This is a genomic window from Kaistella palustris DSM 21579, from assembly GCF_000422265.1.
GTDB lineage: Bacteria > Bacteroidota > Bacteroidia > Flavobacteriales > Weeksellaceae > Kaistella > Kaistella palustris.
In genome coordinates, this window is the sequence record NZ_KE383812.1 from 181,550 (window position 1) to 199,156 (window position 17,607).

The following is a 17,607-nucleotide window of genomic DNA, read 5'->3' on the forward strand; positions in this document are numbered from 1 at the left end:
GGAAAGTTTGACTTTAGATTATTCCGCAGATTCTTCCTGCGACTTCATCTGCCTTTCTACAATTTCGTGGTGGCGCTTATGTTTGATTTCCCTGCGCAGTCTGAGGTCATGAAAATGCTGATGCAGTGTATTCACGAAGATCAAAATCAGTATCACGCTCAGAAACATATAGAAAATATTAAAGACTTTGCCCCAGTCAGACTTTGGATAGATCTCTGTATTTCCGGTCGTTACCATGGTTGAGACCGCGTAATTCACACAGTCGATCCACCGCCAGCCTTCCAGAAAACGGTAGCCGAGGATTCCCACAAGTAAGACACCAACCGTCGTGAGCGTGAGGTTACGGTATCGTTGTTCTCTGAAAAAAGCACGGAAAGCAGAATACAGCATTTTATTTTTTTATAGAATAAAAGTAGTGTTTTTGAAAACATAAAGCGCAGAAACAGCGATATTTTACTCTGTACCGCAGGAATGAAACTGTAATTTGCCGGGAATTTTTCCGAAACAGAAACTTTGAGATTCATCCAAAATACTATATTTTTAAGCGCTGTTAAAAAAAATTATGTGGGAAATTTACCTGGGTGCAGTCGCATTTCTGACTGTCCTGACGCTCTTACCAAAAATACCAAGTTCATACTGGATCTTCCGGGTTGCTGACTTTGGTAAGATTCAGATTAATTTTTTAGCTGTGCTAACATTCCTGTCTGGCTTTTTTCTTTTTAAAAATGAATTCTGGTGGTACACGCAAATAGTGTTGGCACTGATCATCGTATTCCACAGCATAACATTAATTAAATATACGCGGTATTATCCTGTTAAAAAGTTCGCACATTCACCTGAAAGTTCCTCTAAAAACATTAAGATCATATCTGCAAATATTTATCAGTTTAATGAAGATTACGGGAGGTTTATCGCACTTATCCGCAAATGCAGTCCCGACATTGTCCTCACCATGGAAAGCAACAGCGCCTGGGAAAAAGCGCTGGCAGCCCTGGAAAAAGAATATCCTTTTCAACATAAAGTTCCGCTGGAAAATACGTACGGCATGCATTTCTATTCTAAACTGAAGATCGAAAAAGCACAGACCCACTTCTTTGTAGCGCCGGATATTCCGAGTATTGAGATAGATCTGAAAACTACAGATGGTTACCGTTTTGTGTTTTTCGGTATTCATCCGCCGCCGCCAAGTCCGACAGAAGAAAAAACCTCGAAAGAAAGAGACGGTGATCTGCTAAGCGTAGCCAAAAGAGTGAAACAAATTCATAAACCTGTGCTTGTGACTGGTGATTTCAATAACGTTGCCTGGTCAAAATCTTCAAGACTTTTCCGAAAGGTGAGCCACCTGATCGACCCACGGGTGGGAAAAGCTTTTGTCTCCACTTTTCATGCAAAATACAGACTTTTCCGATTTCCTATCGACCTTATGTTTCACAGCGAAGATGTTTTCATAGTAGAGTTAAAGACACTGGAAAATTTCGGTTCCGACCATTTGCCGGTATACTGTGAGTTTTTTATCGATTTGAAGAATACGCAACAGACAGAACTTATAGAAACTGCTGATACCGAAGAAATCGCCGAAGCGGAAGAAATGATTGCGGCCGGAATCGAAGAAGTAGGTGAGCGACCGGCTGTAGCCGTGGAAAGCTAACTATCTTCGGTACATCTGCAGATATTTGAACGCAGAGTTTTCCCACGAAAAATCGAAATTCATATTTGAAATCACAAGTTGATCCATGAGTTCCCGGTGATGGTAAATGTGCACCGCTCTGTGCATGGCATTCACGGTGTCATCTGCCGTTGCGGCACCAAAATTGAGTCCGCTGCCGCCGGTGGAAATATCTTCTACCGTATCGCGCAAACCACCAATATAGCGTACAACAGGTACAGTTCCATACCTCATTGCATACATTTGATTAAGGCCACAGGGCTCCACCCGCGAAGGCATCAGAAGAAAATCAGATGAGGCGTAAATTTTGTGCGACAGGTATTCCTTATAACCCAGATCCAGCGCAAAGTTCGAATATATGGCACTCAGTTCCCGCAGTCGGTTTTCAATCACCGGATCACCGGAACCTAAAATGATAATATTTAATGCGCCGTGAGTTTGGTGTATGCTTTTTTCTACAATATCCGGGAGTAAATCTGCGCCTTTTTCGCCGGCAAACCTGCCTATAAAACTGAATAGCGGCAGATCCGGATTCAAACCGTATTCTTCGCAAAGTGCTTTCTTATTTTTCCACTTTCCGGTAAAGACGTCATTCCTATCAAAGTTAAAATCAAGGAAAGCATCGGTTTTTGGATCCCAGACTTCAGTGTCGATACCGTTGATAATGCCGTACGCTTTGGAACCTTCCTGACGGACCAAACTTTCGAGGCCGCGGAAACTTTCGAAAAGTTCCTGCATATATCCGTTAGAAACCGCATTGAAAGCGTGGCAACATTTGATCATTGCAGCAAGCGGATTGATGAAGCCATCCCAATCCAGCAAACCCCAGTTTTCGCTCCTGTACCACGGGAAATACATTGCCATGTCCCAGCTCATCTGTCCCTGATATTCACCGTTGTGAATTGTACCGACGGTTTTAAGGCCTTTCAGAAAACCAAACTCGGGGCAGTTTTCAATCATGAAAGGCACCAGACCGGTGTGATAGTCGTGACAGTGCAACACATCGGGGCGGATTTTCATTGCCGACAGCCAGTGCAGAACACCATGCTGAAAAGCCAGGAACTGTTGGCTTTCATCCCAGTAACCATAAGGATTATCGCGGTCGAGAAGGCCGGGAACCTTGATGAGATACAAATCAAAACCTAAAGTTTTACCACGCTCCTTCAAAACCTGAACCCGGAATTCATGTATATTCTGATGAATAAAACCATCGAAAACAGTTTCGAAACTGTGGTCGTGTACGAAAGGTTTGTTGTACCACGGCATAACGACTGAAGCTTCCACGCCTTCGATCTTATTTAAATATTTCGGTAATGCACCCACTACATCAGCCAAACCACCAACTTTAGCTACCGGATAACATTCCATAGAAAGATTAAATATTTTCATAAATTATTTTTAAAGTTGAACTTTAAAACCGTGAATCTTTATTTTTCAGAAACTGCTTTTTCTGCTGCAAGTGGCTTAGTTACTGTTGCCGATTTTTTTATGCCTGACTTTTTAACTTCTTTCTTCTGTTTCAATATAATGCCGGAAAGCGGTGGTAACTGTACGATGATCGCATTGGGCCGGTACATCCATTCATCATCTTCTTCATCAACAATGGTGGCCGCTAATCCGCTTCCGCCATATTTTTCGTCATCGGAATTCAGGATCACTTCCCAGTTCGTACCTTCATCGACTCCGATTTTATAATCGAAGACACGAGGCGTTAAATTTAAAACAGTCATTGTAACGTCGTCTTCAGCGTTGCCTTTTCTCAGATAAATGAAAATGGAATTGTACTCATCATTGGCCTCAACCCACTCGAAACCCTGGCGGTCGAACTGGTTTTCGTACAGTGACGTTTCTGTGGTATAAAGGTGATTTAAATCCTTTACAAAATTCTGTAAACCTTTGTGCACCTCATACTCGAGTAAATGCCAGTCGAGCGACGCCGCAAAATTCCACTCGCGCGTCTGACCAAATTCACAACCCATAAACAGGAGTTTTGCTCCCGGTTGGGTAAACATATAGGTGTAAAGTGCGCGCAGATTTGCAAATTTCTGCCACTCATCGCCGGGCATTTTATAAATCAGACTGGCTTTGCCGTGTACCACCTCATCATGCGAGAGCGGCATCATGTAGTTTTCATTAAATACATACATGGAGGCAAATGTAAGTTTGTGATGCACCTCTTTTCTGGCGACGGGATCTACTTTAAAATAATCCAAAGTATCGTGCATCCAGCCCATCATCCATTTCATACCGAACCCAATACCGCCGTCGTGCACAGGTTTTGTAAGAAGCGGGAAGTCAGAACTTTCTTCCGCTATCGTCATCACATCCGGAAATTCTTTATAGACCTCAGTGTTGAACTCCTGCAGAAACTGTTTTGCTTCCAGATTTACATTTCCGCCTTCTATGTTGAGTTCCCATTCACCTTCGTTCCTGGAATAATCGAGGTGAAGCATGGATGTAACTGCATCAACCCGCAGTCCGTCGGCATGATACCTGTCGAGCCAGAAAAGCGCATTGGAAATGAGAAATGATTTCACTTCCGGCCGGCCATAATTAAAAATATAGGATTTCCAGTCGGGATGAAATCCTTTGCGCGGATCTTCGTGTTCATAAAGGTGAGTACCGTCGAATAAGTGAAGTCCATTGGCATCGCCCGGAAAGTGCGAGGGAACCCAGTCTAAAATAACCCCAATATTATTCTGATGAAGTTCATCAATCAAAAACATAAGATCCTGTGGTGAACCAAAACGGGAGGTAGCGGCAAAAAAACCCGTCACCTGGTAGCCCCAACTCGGATCGTAGGGAAATTCCATCACCGGCATGAACTCGACATGTGTAAATTCCATTTCCTTCAGATAGGGAACAAGGCGCTCGGCAATTTCACGGTAACTGAAAAACCTTTCGGGATCATCTACCCCACGCATCCAGGAGCCCAGATGCATTTCGTACACGGATATAGGCGCCTGCAAGGAGTTTTTTTTATAACGCTCATTCATCCAATTCCTGTCGCCCCACTCGTACCAGGTAGTGGAAACCAAAGAACTTGCCTGTACATTCTGTTCCCAGCTTAGCGCAAAAGGATCGCCCTTCTCCAGCAGAACATCTTTATTGGTACGTAGGGCATATTTGTAAATGTCGCCCCACTTTAGACCGGGAATAAAGCCTTCCCAAATGCCGGAACTGTCCCAACGGGGAAATAAAATATGCGATTCGCTGTTCCAGCCATTAAAATCACCGATTACGGAAACCTGCTTTGCAAAAGGCGCCCAGACTGCAAAATACACGCCCGTTTGCCAACCGATCTCCAGGGTATGTGCGCCGAATTTTTCGTAGAGTTTAAAATGTCTCCCTTCACGAAAAAGCCAGATGTCATGGGCGGTAAATAAAGAATGGGGAATTACTTTTTCCATGGTTTCCGATGTTTGAATAGTTACTTTTCATGAAGGCACAAAAAGACAAAGCGTTCTGTTCCTCAAATATATTTAAAATAATGCAAAAACCGCGATGGAATGGCTGCAATAAACAAATGCCGGAGATTTACAGGAAATTGCAATAACTAGATCCAGGAGATCCAGCTTTTAAATTAACCTTGATGATGAGAACACTTATACGATTGTTATTCCTAAAGAGAAACTGAAAAGTCGAGGGAATCCCAGTTCGGTTAAGATCGATATCAAAATCAGCATTAATCCTGAAGGTAAACCTCAGGAGTTTTACTGGTTTAAGGAATTTCCCCGGGCCATGAATGGCTGCTTTTTGAGTCGCAGCAGAATCCCGCAGAAATTTCAGAAAAAAAGAAATCATCCGCCAGGCCACTCCGTCACTTTAAATAATGTAGAAAAAAAATCCGGCAACGGTGAATTGATGCCGGAATTATGTTCTATTTAAGTGAAATAGCGTCGTCGCGGGTTGGAATTTTTACCGCAAGTTCATATACATTGCCGCCCATCAGATATTTTATTCTTTCGCGCGTAGTCACTGTATTGACTTCATTGTTTTTAAGAATTATAATGTGGTCGCCTGAAGCTACATTTTGGTCAGACATCCAATCTTCAGGCAAAACATCGCCCTGCAGTTCTTTCATATTGGTCTGAAGTTTTTCGGCCATTTCCTCAAAACGCGGGTCATCAGAATAAAGCACCTCATATTCGGGATCAAGACCTACGCGGAATGTGCGCCGTGATTTTATAAGGTCAGCGTCTGTATTTAATGCCGGATTATCGGATCCTTCGGTAAAACCCACCTCTACAAGTTTGCCGTTCCTTTCGGATGCATAATTTTCGGCATCTTCAAAATGTTCGAAATTGGTGATAATCGTATACTCATCAAATACATATTTCTGCAGTCTTTCAGTGTTTTTCATAATTTATTTTTTAAATGTTATTTATTTTGAATCTCTTCCTTTACTTCATGCCATTCATTATCCTTAAGGTTGGCTTCGAGTTTTTCAGATTTTAAACTCTGGCGCAGATAAGCGAACAGGCTCATATATACATTTGCAACAAAAACCACGGCAAAAAATGAGATCAGGTAGCCGCGCCAATCGGCGAAAAGCAGTTTGTACCCTGTGATTACCAGAAAAAGCGCAGTCACGTAATGACTGAAACAATATTCGCAAGTGAAAAGATAAAAGAACTTCCGCTGCACTAATTTCCCACATTTCTGTGATTTTTCACTGCAATATGTACGAAGTTCCTTAAAAATTTCTTCGTGTGTAACCGTCCATGCCACACAGGCCACAGGAATTGCAAGGATAAAAAGCCAGATAATCTGTACAGAAAGCGCCATATTTTATTTTGATTTTAGCTTATTCAAAAATTGTACCTGCAGCGATTTTAAAAATAATTCAGCGCGGCAAGCCGTATATCCACAGAAAATCCATTAGGAAAAAAATCGCTATTTTTAGCGCAAATTTTTAAAATGAAAAGAAAACATATTTTACTCTCTGCAGTATTATTTCCGGCGGTAATGGCTTTTGCACAGCAGTACGGCGGTATGTGGATTCCCACGGAACTCAATGAAAAAGAAATGAAAGATTTGGGTATGAAAATCTCTGCAAAACAGATCTTCGACCCCTCAAAACCAAGTATTAAAGATGCAGTGGTACAGTTTAACGGCGGCTGTACGGCGGAAATCATATCCCCCCAAGGTCTTCTTCTTACCAACCACCATTGTGGTTACGGCCAGATCCAGAAACACTCAACCGTAAAAAACGATTACCTTACCGATGGTTTCTGGGCAAAAGATATGAACGGTGAACTGCCGAATCCCGGCGTTACTGTAGATTTCATCGCCGACATAAAAGAAGTGACCGCCGAAGTTCTGGCTGGTACAAAAAATTTAGACGAAAAATCGTCCGAAAATTTAATTGCTAAAAACATCGAGAACGTAAAATCGGGTTTTAAACTAGAACCGTGGCAAAAATTGGTTATCAAACCGGTTTATTACGGCAATAAATATTACGCTTATCTTATAGAAACCTATAAGGACATCCGCCTGGTAGGTGCACCGCCAAGCTCTATCGGTAAATTTGGTTCGGACACCGACAACTGGGTTTGGCCCAGACATACGGGCGATTTCTCAATGTTCAGAATCTATGCCGATAAAGACAATAAACCTGCGGAATACAGCAAAGATAACGTTCCATACAAGCCGAAATACTTTTTGCCGGTTTCCCTGAAAGATAAACAGGAAGATGATTTCACCTTCGTTTTCGGTTTTCCCGGAAGAACGACAGAATATTTACCCGCGATTGCCGTGGAACAGGTAATGAAAGAAACCGACCCTGCTATGATTGCTGTACGCGAAGTTGCCCTGAAAACATTAAATGAAAAAATGCGTGCCGACAACGAAACGCGAATCAAGTACGCTTCGAAATACGCCTCTGTAGCAAACTATTGGAAAAAGTGGATCGGCGAGGTTGAAGGTTTGGAAAAATCCGATGCCGTTGGAAAAAAGAAATCCTATGAACAAAGCCTCATCGCCAAGAATCCGCAGATCAAACCCACCATTGACGGACTGAACAGCCTTTACAAAGAACAGTCGCCTTACGCACTGAACAAAGCTTATTACACGGAAACCGTCCGCAATGCGGAAACCTTCACCCTGGCGAACTATTTCTACAATTATCTACAGGCCGCAGAATCCGGAAAACTTGATGAAAAAACCACCGAAAACTTTAAAACAAGACTCGCCGGGATCTATCAGAATTATGACGGTGAGCTGGATGCAAAGGTGACGGCTCAGTTGCTGGCCCTCTATGCCAATAAAACGCAGCCGAAATTTCTGCCCGAAGGTTTTGACCGCTATAAAAATGAAGCACAAAACATCTCTGCAATCGAAGAGCTTTCAAAAAATTCGGTGATTACAGGTCGTGGTAATATAAACGGAGCTACCACTTATTCTGACATCAACAAAGTTTTTGCAGACCAGAATGCGCTCGTAGCGAATTTAAAAAAAGACCCGCTGATGAAACTGTTCAGCAGTTTCAGAGAATCCTATATGAATACGACGGATAAGCAGTTCACCGACCTTCAGGACCAAATTGATGTGCTGCAGAAAAAATTCATGGCTCAACAGATGGAAACCGATAAAAACAGGACTTTCTTTCCGGACGCCAACTCCACACTCCGCGTAACCTACGGAAAAGTAAAAGGCTCCAATCCCCGCGATGCCGTATATTATGGATACCAAACCCATATCGCAGGCATTATGGAGAAGTACGTTCCCGGAGATTACGAATTTGATGTTCCCAAAAAACTCGTACAGCTCTACAATACGAAAGATTACGGGATCTACAAAGATAAAACCGGTGACGTTCCGGTGAATTTTACGGCAACCAACCACACAACCGGCGGAAATTCCGGGAGTCCAACACTTGATGCCAACGGAAATCTTATCGGTTTAAATTTTGACCGCCAATGGGAAGGAACGATGAGCGACATTAATTTCGACCCACGCTTCAGCCGGAATATCATGGTGGATACAAAATATATTCTTTTCATTATCGACAAATACGCGGATGCGAAATGGCTGATCAATGAAATGAAAATTGTGAAATAAATTTTTCTGAAGAATGTAGGAACGTGCTGAAAGGCACGTTTTTTTTGGTTAAAAGCTAAAATAAATGCAATAAAAAATTCTGATAAACTACTGAATATACGCAGCTCATTATTTATCAAAGCTGATCAAAAGTTACAGTAACATTTTAATTACTCGTGGAGTATCGCCTAAATTTATTAACTTTTCGATAGAAATGTTATCCACGCCGCGGCGTGGTCCTTACAAAACACTTATGACCTGGAAATACCATAAACAGTATCGTCTGCCGGAGTTTGATTATTCTTCGAACAATATTTATTACATCACAGTTTGCACAAAAAATCAAAAACATTCTTTCGGGGAGATCATCGGGGAGAAAATGCTTTATTCGGAAATCGGGTTAAAGCTAATTGATTTACTTAAAGATCTTTCCGAAAACACGGATTACTTAAAATTGCATGACTTTGTAGTGATGCCAAACCATATTCACTTTCTCGCCGAAATCTTCATTGAAGGTAATGACTTCAAAATCCCCGAAAAAGGTCTTCATCCGTTAGTTCCAAAATCTATTTCCTCCGTGACAAACCATTTAAAAGGCAATCTAAAACGGTGGTGTAATGAGAATAGCCTCACCGATTTTGAGTGGCAGGCACGTTTCCGTGACAGGATTGTGAGAAATTACGAGGAATTTCAACAAACGAAAAAGTATATCGAAAATAATATATCCACCTGGAATTGCGATCCGGAGAATGAGGCAGTACACAGGCACTGAAATCACCGGTCACAGTCGCACTTTTCCCTGCGGTGCCGCTTCATTTCGTTGTCCCAAAACGGATACAATTTTATGGCAATATAAAAATCTCCGGAGTGCAGTTTTTTCTGTTTAAAAATCAACGGAAAGATATTCTCGCTGCCAAGAATCAAAGGTCCCACTCTCAGGTAGCCACCGAATTGAATACTTCTGTATTCATAAAGCGATGTGGATGCGCCAAATCCCACAACAGCTTTTTGAACCGTATATGAGAGATTAAAAATATTGCTTCTTTTCAGTGCGTTTTCAAAAAGCGGCAGACGCTGGATCCAGTCGGCACTCAGAAATTGATGGTCGCCGATATTTTTGCTGGCATTTATATGTAAACTTGTTGGTAAACCAATAGAAAAATCGGATCCACGAAGAGACGCCGTATTGCTACCATAAATTTCATTACTTAAAAGCTGCAGAAACTGTTGCGGACTGTTGAAACGCGTATTCTTAAAATTCTGGTTGTTAACGACTTTCACTCGGTCGCCTTTAAAAATATGATTCTCACCAGTGAAATTTATACGGCCTACATCTAAAATATGAATACCGGCCTTGAAATTATATTCATCGGAATTTTCTGCGCGGTCAACCATCATAATTCCCAGATCTAATCCAAAACCTTTTCCCGATGGTTTAAGTGCATATTCTTTTGTTTCAAAGTTATAACCGGTAACAAAGGCCGCACTTAAATCGAAATTTGAAGCATATATAGCTTTCTTTGCCACACCGTCATCCGTTTCCGAAAGACGGTTTAACTGCAGCGGCGATTTACTGTCAACGTTAAAGGCATCAAATCCTGCCAGGTATTTTACATTACCGCCCATAATCCACTGATGATCAGAATAAGGAAAAATCTCCGTCGCTGCATTCAAGCCAATCTCGCCCCAGTTCATGAAATTGATTTTCAGGGGTTGCAGAGTGTAGTTTTCAGGTTCGATCTGGTCCTGGTTTCCATATTTTAAATAATTATCAACAGCAAGTGCTGAGGTCTGCGTGCGAAGTCGCGAAAACAATCCGGCTCTGAATTTTTTGCCGCGGATCTGCGTCATAATACTTACCGAAGGACCATAAATATCAGAACTGAAATGGTAGCTACCGAAATCTTTATTAAAAAAATCGAGTACGCCCGGTGTATTTTCTCCGGTAACATTATTTTTAATTTGGGCTGATTCTATCTTCGAGTTCCTGAGGCCAATAAAACTTTGCTGCGAAATGTAAGCATAGTCATTCTGCAGAAAAACATCTTCTGAAATTAAACTGATATCCCACGGGTTAGGCTATAGAAAGGGCTGCGCAGGTGAAATTCCTGCGGAACTGATGCCACTGTAAATGTCGTTGCTGAACAATAAATTTTCCTGACCATAAGTTGCTGCGGTCATCAGGAAAGTAAGAATAAGCGGAAGCGGTCTTAGGAACAAAAGAGAAAAGTTTTCACTTAAAACTCAATTTCCCGCCATTTATTTTTAATAAAACAAAAAAAATGCACTTTAAATCATACAGCAGCTATCAATAACCGAAAATCTGAGATAAACTTACTTCCTCAAAATCGCCTAACTTTTTTAGTAGCTCTATGTCGAGATTTTCTTTCTTACCGATGAGCGCGGTGTTGTATTTCAAAGGTTTAACCTGTTCATTATAAAATTCTGTGACATCATTTAAGGTAAGTTTTTCAATTTCGCTGTAAATGTCTTTGCGCAAATCGTAGTCAATACCAAGTTTCCGCAGTTTCAACTGATTGAAAAAAATGTTTGTCCGGTTCACGCGGGCCGCAGCTATTTGTTTCAGCGCAGCAGTTTTTGCGTTTTCAAACTGGCCCATAACCTGTGGCAGTTCACTCATCAGCTCATCCATCGTCTGTATCGCCTGTGCAAGCTTATTGGCCTGGGTTCCAATATAGGTAGTGACATAATCCGGCCTGTTCAGCTCAGCGTTTGCCGAATAAGACACGTAGGCCGAGTATGCGAGACTTTTGCTTTCCCGGATCTCCTGGAAAATAATCGACGACAGACCGCGCCCAAAATACTCATTGAATACATTGATTTTCCCGAAATTTCTCAGGTTTACGTTTGCACCTTTTGCCACTTTGCTCATTTCCGTCTGCACCATATCGTAACTGGCAAAAAATACTTTTCCTTCTGCTGCGGGTTCGGGGTAAATCTTCCGTAGAGGAACCGGAACCGTTTCTTCCTCTAAAAAAAATTTCACATCATCTTTGAAGGAAGCGAAGTCAATTCCATAAAAGAAAATCTCATACGGCATATGCAGGAGGTTCCGCATCTTTTCCGTCATTTCCACAGACCGTATTTCGCGCAGCCTTTCCGCAGAAACCACATCGGTAAAACGGGAAATGGGGCCGTATTTCGCATAACTCGTGAGCGCCTGCATGATCCGGTTCTTGTCTTTTTTCCCCACTTCGCGGCTCTGCAAAATTGTTTCAACATTTTGGCGGTACACCTCCTCATCAGGCTTTGCGTTTTGCAGCCAGTTCCTGAGGAGTTTTACACCGCTTTGCAAATTCTCTTCCAGACCGCTGAGCGAAATAACGAGCTGATCCGCGGTAGTACGGAAATCATGGCTGATGCCAAGTTTAAAGAATTCTTCCTTCAGTTCGCCCGCATCAAGGGAATAGGTTCCCAAATATTGCAGAACCTGCGTAGCCAGGCCGAGTTCTTTGTCATGGTCGCTGCCAAACGGAAAAATGAAGAAAACCTGCGCAACGTCGTTGTATCGGTTTTCAACAAAACTGATTTTTTTGCCGCATAGATTTTCTACTTTAATGGCTTTTGCATAATCAATGAACTCGGGCTGAATTTCCGGTGATCTCTGACTTATAATTTCTGTTAAAAAATCAGATTGTGCTTCTTTATTCAGCTGTACAGGTGTGATTGCCGGATTTTCCACCCGCACCAATTTATCATTTATTCCTTTTTCTTTTTTGATGGAAACGTAATTATCCTGAAAGAAATCATTAGCAAAAGCAACGATATCCTGTTTTGTTATACGCTCATATTCTGCAAGTTCACTCAACTCATCCGCCCATTCCTGATCATTAATGAAACTGCTGTAAAGTGCCGTCGCCAATCCATCGGCAGTTTCGAAAGATTTCATCCGGTGAATCTTCATATCATTTGTAACAGCCTTCAGTAGCCATTCCGGAAAAGCTCCTTTTTTTACCAGATCCACCTGTTCCAAAAGCAGTTTTTTGGCCTCATCTAAAGTCTGGTCGCTGCGTGGCACAATGACCAAAGAAAAAACACCGTAATTCTTGAAAGGCGAAGCGTAAGCCATCGCGCGCAAAGCCTTTTGACTTTGATTAATGTGAAGATCGATCAATCCACATTCACCGGCATTACTCAGGATATTGGCGACCATATCAGCGAGGCGCGCACCTTTGGTTCCGTAAGAGTCGGTACGCCACGCCAGCTGCAGCCGTTCGGCAGAAGGACTTTTAACCGTTCGCGCCACAATCTCCGTCATCGGAACTTCATACACTTTTTCTTTTGGGGGCAACGGATTGAGCTTAAATGTGCCAAAAGTAGCATCAATCTGCTGAATGGTTTTTTCAAAATCAAGGTCGCCAACCAAAACCATCGCATAGTTATTCGGCACGTAATAAGTATCGAAATATTTGTGGATCGCCACCATTGAAGGGTTTTTAAGATGTTCCGGCGACCCGATGGTTGTCTGCTGACCGTTCGGATGTTTCGGAAAAAGCGCATCCACAAGTTCGTAGTTTACAAGTCGTGCATCATTATCCTGAGCACGGTTGAATTCCTCGTACACCGCTTCGAGTTCGGTATGGAAGAGGCGCAGGGTGAGTTCCGAAAAACGTTCCTTTTCAATTTTAAGCCATTTCTGCAGCTCGTTTGCCGGGATTGCGTTTTTATAAACTGTTTCATCCAGCCACGTATGAGCGTTTGTGCCCGAGGCGCCAAGCGATGAGACCGCTTTGTCATATTCGTTGGGGATCGCGAATTTTGCAGCTTTCTGCGACACGGCATCGATTTTTCTATAAATCGTTTTCTTTTTCTCCGGATCTTTTTCCGCTTTATGAATTTCGTACAGTGCAGAAATTTCATCGAGTAGCGGTTTTTCCTTTGCCCAGTTTGCGGAACCGAGTTTAGAGGTTCCCTTGAACATCATGTGTTCCAGATAATGCGCCAGGCCGGTATTGTCGGCAGGATCATTGTTACTGCCGGTCTTTACAGGAATATAGGTTTGAATTTTCGGAGCGTCGAAATTTTGTGCAAGGTAGACTTTCAGACCGTTATTGAGCGTATAAACGCGTACACCATTTTTATCGTTAACTACAGATTCGTAAGTATATCCGGCTGAATCTACGTGTTTTACGGTTTCCAATTTTGAAGATAAAATCATTTACAAATGCTTTCAATAATTTTTTTTAAAAGCGGTTTTTTTTAATGGCAATTCCCTTTAATGATCAATTTTAAAACTGATGCGGTTTAAGCATATTTTCGGGATCCAGGATTTCATCGAGTTTTTCCTGAGACAGAATTCCTTTTTCCAACACAAGATTATACACACTTTGGCCGGTTTCCAGCGCTTCTTTTGCGATTTCTGTAGAATTCTTGTAACCGATATATGGATTCAAAGCTGTTACTATTCCTATGCTGTGTTTCACCATGTTCAGGCAGTTTTCTACATTGGCCGTAATTCCGGTGATGCATTTCTCCCGCAGCGTATCGAGAGCATTTCCCAGGAAGTTAATGCTTTCCATAATCGAGTGCGACAGCACAGGTTCCATCACATTTAACTGAAGCTGGCCTGCTTCTGCGGCAAATGTCACCGTGAGATCATTGCCTATTACTTTATAGCATACCTGATTCACCACCTCGGGAATAACCGGATTCACCTTTCCGGGCATGATAGACGAACCGGGCTGCATTGGCGGCAGATTAATTTCGAAGAAACCGGCGCGCGGCCCTGAGGAAAGCAGTCTTAAATCATTACAAATTTTTGAGAGTTTCACAGCAAGTCTTTTCATGGCTGAAGAGTAAATCACGTATGAACCTGTATCCGGAGTCGCCTCCACCAAATTAGGTGCAGAAACAATTTGGAAACCTGAAATCTTGCTGAGATTCCTGGCGCAGAGATTTGCATATCCCACCGGCGCATTGAGTCCCGTGCCAATCGCTGTAGCACCCATATTGATCTCGACAAATAAATTAGCGTTATTATTCAGTTTTGAAATGTCTTCTTCCAAAGTCGCGGCAAAAGCCTCAAACTCCTGCCCAAGAGTCATGGGAACGGCATCCTGCAGTTGTGTTCTCCCCATTTTTATGACTTTACCGAATTCTACACCTTTGTCTCGGAAAGCCGCGATGGTTTTTCTAAGTTTGTTTACAAGCTCATCATTCATGTGCAAAAGCGCCAGTTTAATTGCAGTCGGATAAGCATCATTGGTAGATTGTGAGAGATTGATGTGGTCGTTTGGCGAACAGAACTGATAATCGCCTTTTTCTTTTCCTAGCTTTTCGAGAACGATATTGGCGATGACCTCGTTTGCGTTCATATTTACAGACGTTCCGGCGCCGCCCTGGATCATATCAATCGGGAACTGATCATGCAGTTTCCCTGCAATAAGTTCGTCGCAGGCCTCGGCAATTTTTTTATAAAGTTCCTCCTGCATCAGTCCAAGTTCATAATTCGTTTTGGCTGCGGCTTTTTTAACCATTGCCAAAGCTTTGATAAAATGAGGATAAGAAGACAAATGCTGACCGGAAATTTTAAAATTGTCGATTGCACGCTGCGTTTGTACGCCATAATATGCATTTGCGGGAACCTGTAAAGTTCCTAACAGATCACTTTCATTCCTGAAATTTTCCATAAAAAATATTTGTTGAAAAGTTAAGATTTTTTTGTTGAATTCGCCACTTCAAAAGACACCGATATCAAAATCGAAACCGTTGGGATTTATAAAAATCTCAAGCTGTTTAACTTAAAGTGTCGGCAGATTTACTTTGCGGGATATTTCTGGTTTAGCGCCTGCAGGATAGCCCAGGTTTCGGCATCCATTACACCATCATAGTTAGCCGGCCGGAAATGATACTGAAACGCTTCGATGGTTTTCTTTGTAGCGTCATCATATGTTCCGGAAGGCTCCAGTCCATAACCCAACATTTTTAGAGCGGTTTGATATTTAAATATAAACTGCGCGTTGGTCATCTGCAATCCAAACTCCTCGGGAATAATCTGACTGTAAAAACTCTGTTTTACAGGTTCATCATACCACATTCCGATCTGGTATTCATCATAGAGTTTTTTCCACGGAAATTTAGGGCCGGGATCCTGTTTTCTTGTCGGCGCTATATCGGAGTGACCTAAAATATTAGTTGCAGGGATCATATACCGTGTTGCAATATCTTTTACTAGGGCTGCCACTTTTTTTATCTGCTCATCATCAAAATCCGGGAATATCCTGTAGCCGGACGAATCTGTTGTGTAGCCGCTGTTCACGATCTCGATGCCGATGGAAGTATCATTAAGCATTTTGTCGGTACGCCAGGAACTGACACCGGCGTGGTACGACCTTTTGTTTTCATCAACCAACTGGTAGATGTCGCGGTCACCCAGATCATTTACAAGGTAATGCGCACTCACACCCTGCTGCGTAAGGACCATTACCGATTTATCATCATCCAGGGCGGTATAATGTAAAATGATGTATTTCTGCCGGAAATTCTGTGCAAGTGCAGGAAAATAAGTCTTTACGACTCTGTAACCCTGTGGATTTGCAGAAACTATGGAACCATAACTTATGGTATTATCATTATTCGCGGCGTTGGCAAGATTTACTTTAAAGAATTCGTTTTGCCCTTCATGTTTGATCACCGCATTTGGCCTTGTAGGCGTTTGAGGTTTTGCTGGAGTTGTAACCTTTGTTGGCGAAGGTTTTGGAGTTACGGCAGATTTCTGTACAGATTTCTGAGAACCGCAAGAAATAATTGCGAAACTTAATCCGATGACATATAATGAATTACGCATATGAGCTGAGTTTTAATGGATGAATATTCAAAAATACAAAAAAATTTAAGTAATTTTTTTTGGTTAATAATGAAATGTCCATTATATTTGCACTCGCAAATACAGAAAAGAAGTTCTTACAAATACATTGCAAAGGAGGGTTGCCAGAGTGGTTAATGGAGCAGTTTGCTAAACTGTCGACCCGCAAGGGTCGCGTGGGTTCGAATCCCACACCCTCCGCAACCTTCGGCAAAAATTTTATTCGGGGCGTAGCGTAGTCCGGTCATCGCGCCTGGTTTGGGACCAGGAGGTCGCAGGTTCGAATCCTGCCGCCCCGACTTCAAAGAAAACTCTTTCGGGAGTTTTCTTTTTTTTAAACTTTATCTTCCCAACGGTAAGTTTAAAACCCTTTAAATGGATACGTAGCTCAGCTGGATAGAGCATTCCGATTGCGATCGGAACGGTCCCAGTTTGAACTGATAGAATAATGTATAGTGTGCGTAGCTCAGCGGGACAGAGCATTCCGATTGCAATCGGAACGGTCCCAGCTTGAACTGATAAAATAATTTTTAGGGTGCGTAGCTCAGCTGGATAGAGCATTCCGATTGCAATCGGAACGGTCCCAGCTTGAACTGATAAAATATTGTATAGGGTGCGTAGCTCAGCTGGATAGAGCATCTGCCTTCTAAGCAGACGGTCATAGGTTCGAATCCTATCGCGCTCACTTAAGAGACTGAGATTTTTCTCGGTCTTTTTTTTGTTTAAATTTTCCCACCATGTTCACTTGCTATATTTTGTACTCCAAATCATTAGATCGCTATTATGTAGGTCATACGGGTGAAAATATCGAAGAAAGATTACGCAAACATCTCTCAGATCATGCAGGTTTTACCGCAAAGGCAAAGGACTGGAGTTTGGTTCACTATGAACTTTTTACCGAAAAATCCGCTGCATATAAAAGGGAACTGGAAATTAAATCCTGGAAAAGTAGAATTAGAATTCAAAAATTAATCGCAGCGAAAGCCGGATAGCGCATCCCGATTTTTAATCGGGACGGTCCCAGAGCCTGTGCCGATTCTTCGGCATTCGAATCCTATCGCGCTCACTTAAAAGA

At 42.3% G+C, this 17,607-nt stretch carries 14 protein-coding genes and 3 tRNA genes; 7 read left to right on the plus strand and 10 right to left on the minus strand.

Annotation, left to right across the window (positions count from 1 at the left end; all coding sequences use genetic code 11):
* Positions 1-18: 18 nt before the first annotated feature.
* Complete coding sequence (locus H562_RS0110900) at positions 19-390, minus strand: potassium channel family protein (RefSeq protein WP_027377537.1); 372 nt, start codon at positions 388-390, stop codon at positions 19-21.
* Between the two features lie 172 nt (positions 391-562).
* Between H562_RS0110900 and H562_RS0110905 the strand changes: the two genes are divergently transcribed.
* Complete coding sequence (locus H562_RS0110905) at positions 563-1,648, plus strand: endonuclease/exonuclease/phosphatase family protein (RefSeq protein WP_027377538.1); 1,086 nt, start codon at positions 563-565, stop codon at positions 1,646-1,648.
* Here H562_RS0110905 and H562_RS0110910 read toward each other — a convergent pair whose 3' ends face one another.
* The 4 genes from H562_RS0110910 to H562_RS0110930 all read right to left on the minus strand — a co-directional run bounded on the left by H562_RS0110910 (position 1,649) and on the right by H562_RS0110930 (position 6,454).
* A complete protein-coding gene (locus H562_RS0110910) occupies positions 1,649-3,055 on the minus strand; it encodes a glycogen synthase (RefSeq protein ID WP_027377539.1) in 1,407 nt (468 codons plus the stop codon).
* Between the two features lie 38 nt (positions 3,056-3,093).
* The gene (gene glgB / locus H562_RS15030) at positions 3,094-5,076 is read right to left on the minus strand and encodes a 1,4-alpha-glucan branching protein GlgB (protein ID WP_084466362.1); all 1,983 of its coding nucleotides are present in this window, start codon (positions 5,074-5,076) and stop codon (positions 3,094-3,096) included.
* A gap of 470 nt (positions 5,077-5,546) precedes the next feature.
* A complete protein-coding gene (locus H562_RS0110925; protein ID WP_027377540.1) occupies positions 5,547-6,029 on the minus strand; it encodes a hypothetical protein in 483 nt (160 codons plus the stop codon).
* Between the two features lie 17 nt (positions 6,030-6,046).
* Complete coding sequence (locus H562_RS0110930) at positions 6,047-6,454, minus strand: hypothetical protein (protein WP_027377541.1); 408 nt, start codon at positions 6,452-6,454, stop codon at positions 6,047-6,049.
* 132 nt (positions 6,455-6,586) lie between these two features.
* On the opposite strand from H562_RS0110930, the gene H562_RS0110935 reads away from it, so the two are divergent.
* On the plus strand, positions 6,587-8,728 hold the full coding sequence (locus H562_RS0110935; RefSeq protein ID WP_027377542.1) for a S46 family peptidase: 2,142 nt from the start codon (positions 6,587-6,589) through the stop codon (positions 8,726-8,728).
* A gap of 232 nt (positions 8,729-8,960) precedes the next feature.
* Complete coding sequence (locus tag H562_RS15035; protein WP_156831993.1) at positions 8,961-9,479, plus strand: transposase; 519 nt, start codon at positions 8,961-8,963, stop codon at positions 9,477-9,479.
* 2 nt (positions 9,480-9,481) lie between these two features.
* On the opposite strand, the gene H562_RS0110945 is transcribed toward H562_RS15035, so the two are convergent.
* From H562_RS0110945 to H562_RS0110965, 5 genes are all read right to left on the minus strand, one after another.
* Positions 9,482-10,558 (minus strand): hypothetical protein, encoded by a 1,077-nt coding sequence (locus H562_RS0110945; RefSeq protein WP_027377543.1) that lies wholly within the window; start codon positions 10,556-10,558, stop codon positions 9,482-9,484.
* Between the two features lie 228 nt (positions 10,559-10,786).
* On the minus strand, positions 10,787-10,927 hold the full coding sequence (locus H562_RS15695) for a hypothetical protein (protein WP_169463276.1): 141 nt from the start codon (positions 10,925-10,927) through the stop codon (positions 10,787-10,789).
* 88 nt (positions 10,928-11,015) lie between these two features.
* A complete protein-coding gene (locus tag H562_RS0110955; protein ID WP_034691096.1) occupies positions 11,016-13,886 on the minus strand; it encodes a M16 family metallopeptidase in 2,871 nt (956 codons plus the stop codon).
* Between the two features lie 70 nt (positions 13,887-13,956).
* A complete protein-coding gene (gene aspA, locus H562_RS0110960; RefSeq protein WP_027377545.1) occupies positions 13,957-15,357 on the minus strand; it encodes an aspartate ammonia-lyase in 1,401 nt (466 codons plus the stop codon).
* A gap of 128 nt (positions 15,358-15,485) precedes the next feature.
* Complete coding sequence (locus H562_RS0110965) at positions 15,486-16,514, minus strand: N-acetylmuramoyl-L-alanine amidase (protein WP_027377546.1); 1,029 nt, start codon at positions 16,512-16,514, stop codon at positions 15,486-15,488.
* A gap of 134 nt (positions 16,515-16,648) precedes the next feature.
* Between H562_RS0110965 and H562_RS0110970 the strand changes: the two genes are divergently transcribed.
* From H562_RS0110970 to H562_RS0110985, 4 genes are all read left to right on the plus strand, one after another.
* Positions 16,649-16,733 (plus strand) — tRNA-Ser (locus tag H562_RS0110970).
* A gap of 23 nt (positions 16,734-16,756) precedes the next feature.
* A tRNA-Pro gene (locus H562_RS0110975) sits at positions 16,757-16,831 on the plus strand.
* Between the two features lie 312 nt (positions 16,832-17,143).
* A tRNA-Arg gene (locus H562_RS0110980) sits at positions 17,144-17,217 on the plus strand.
* Between the two features lie 52 nt (positions 17,218-17,269).
* The gene (locus H562_RS0110985) at positions 17,270-17,524 is read left to right on the plus strand and encodes a GIY-YIG nuclease family protein (RefSeq protein ID WP_027377547.1); all 255 of its coding nucleotides are present in this window, start codon (positions 17,270-17,272) and stop codon (positions 17,522-17,524) included.
* Positions 17,525-17,607: the final 83 nt, after the last annotated feature.

What these genes read in the sequence shown, in the direction of transcription:
- H562_RS0110900 (WP_027377537.1), bottom strand. Translation starts at nt 390, where the DNA reads ATGCTGTATTCTGCTTTCCGTGCTTTTTTCAGAGAACAACGATACCGT.
- H562_RS0110905 (WP_027377538.1), top strand. Translation starts at nt 563, where the DNA reads ATGTGGGAAATTTACCTGGGTGCAGTCGCATTTCTGACTGTCCTGACG.
- H562_RS0110910 (WP_027377539.1), bottom strand. Translation starts at nt 3,055, where the DNA reads ATGAAAATATTTAATCTTTCTATGGAATGTTATCCGGTAGCTAAAGTT.
- glgB (WP_084466362.1), bottom strand. Translation starts at nt 5,076, where the DNA reads ATGGAAAAAGTAATTCCCCATTCTTTATTTACCGCCCATGACATCTGG.
- H562_RS0110925 (WP_027377540.1), bottom strand. Translation starts at nt 6,029, where the DNA reads ATGAAAAACACTGAAAGACTGCAGAAATATGTATTTGATGAGTATACG.
- H562_RS0110930 (WP_027377541.1), bottom strand. Translation starts at nt 6,454, where the DNA reads ATGGCGCTTTCTGTACAGATTATCTGGCTTTTTATCCTTGCAATTCCT.
- H562_RS0110935 (WP_027377542.1), top strand. Translation starts at nt 6,587, where the DNA reads ATGAAAAGAAAACATATTTTACTCTCTGCAGTATTATTTCCGGCGGTA.
- H562_RS15035 (WP_156831993.1), top strand. Translation starts at nt 8,961, where the DNA reads ATGACCTGGAAATACCATAAACAGTATCGTCTGCCGGAGTTTGATTAT.
- H562_RS0110945 (WP_027377543.1), bottom strand. Translation starts at nt 10,558, where the DNA reads ATGACGCAGATCCGCGGCAAAAAATTCAGAGCCGGATTGTTTTCGCGA.
- H562_RS0110955 (WP_034691096.1), bottom strand. Translation starts at nt 13,886, where the DNA reads ATGATTTTATCTTCAAAATTGGAAACCGTAAAACACGTAGATTCAGCC.
- aspA (WP_027377545.1), bottom strand. Translation starts at nt 15,357, where the DNA reads ATGGAAAATTTCAGGAATGAAAGTGATCTGTTAGGAACTTTACAGGTT.
- H562_RS0110965 (WP_027377546.1), bottom strand. Translation starts at nt 16,514, where the DNA reads ATGCGTAATTCATTATATGTCATCGGATTAAGTTTCGCAATTATTTCT.
- H562_RS0110985 (WP_027377547.1), top strand. Translation starts at nt 17,270, where the DNA reads ATGTTCACTTGCTATATTTTGTACTCCAAATCATTAGATCGCTATTAT.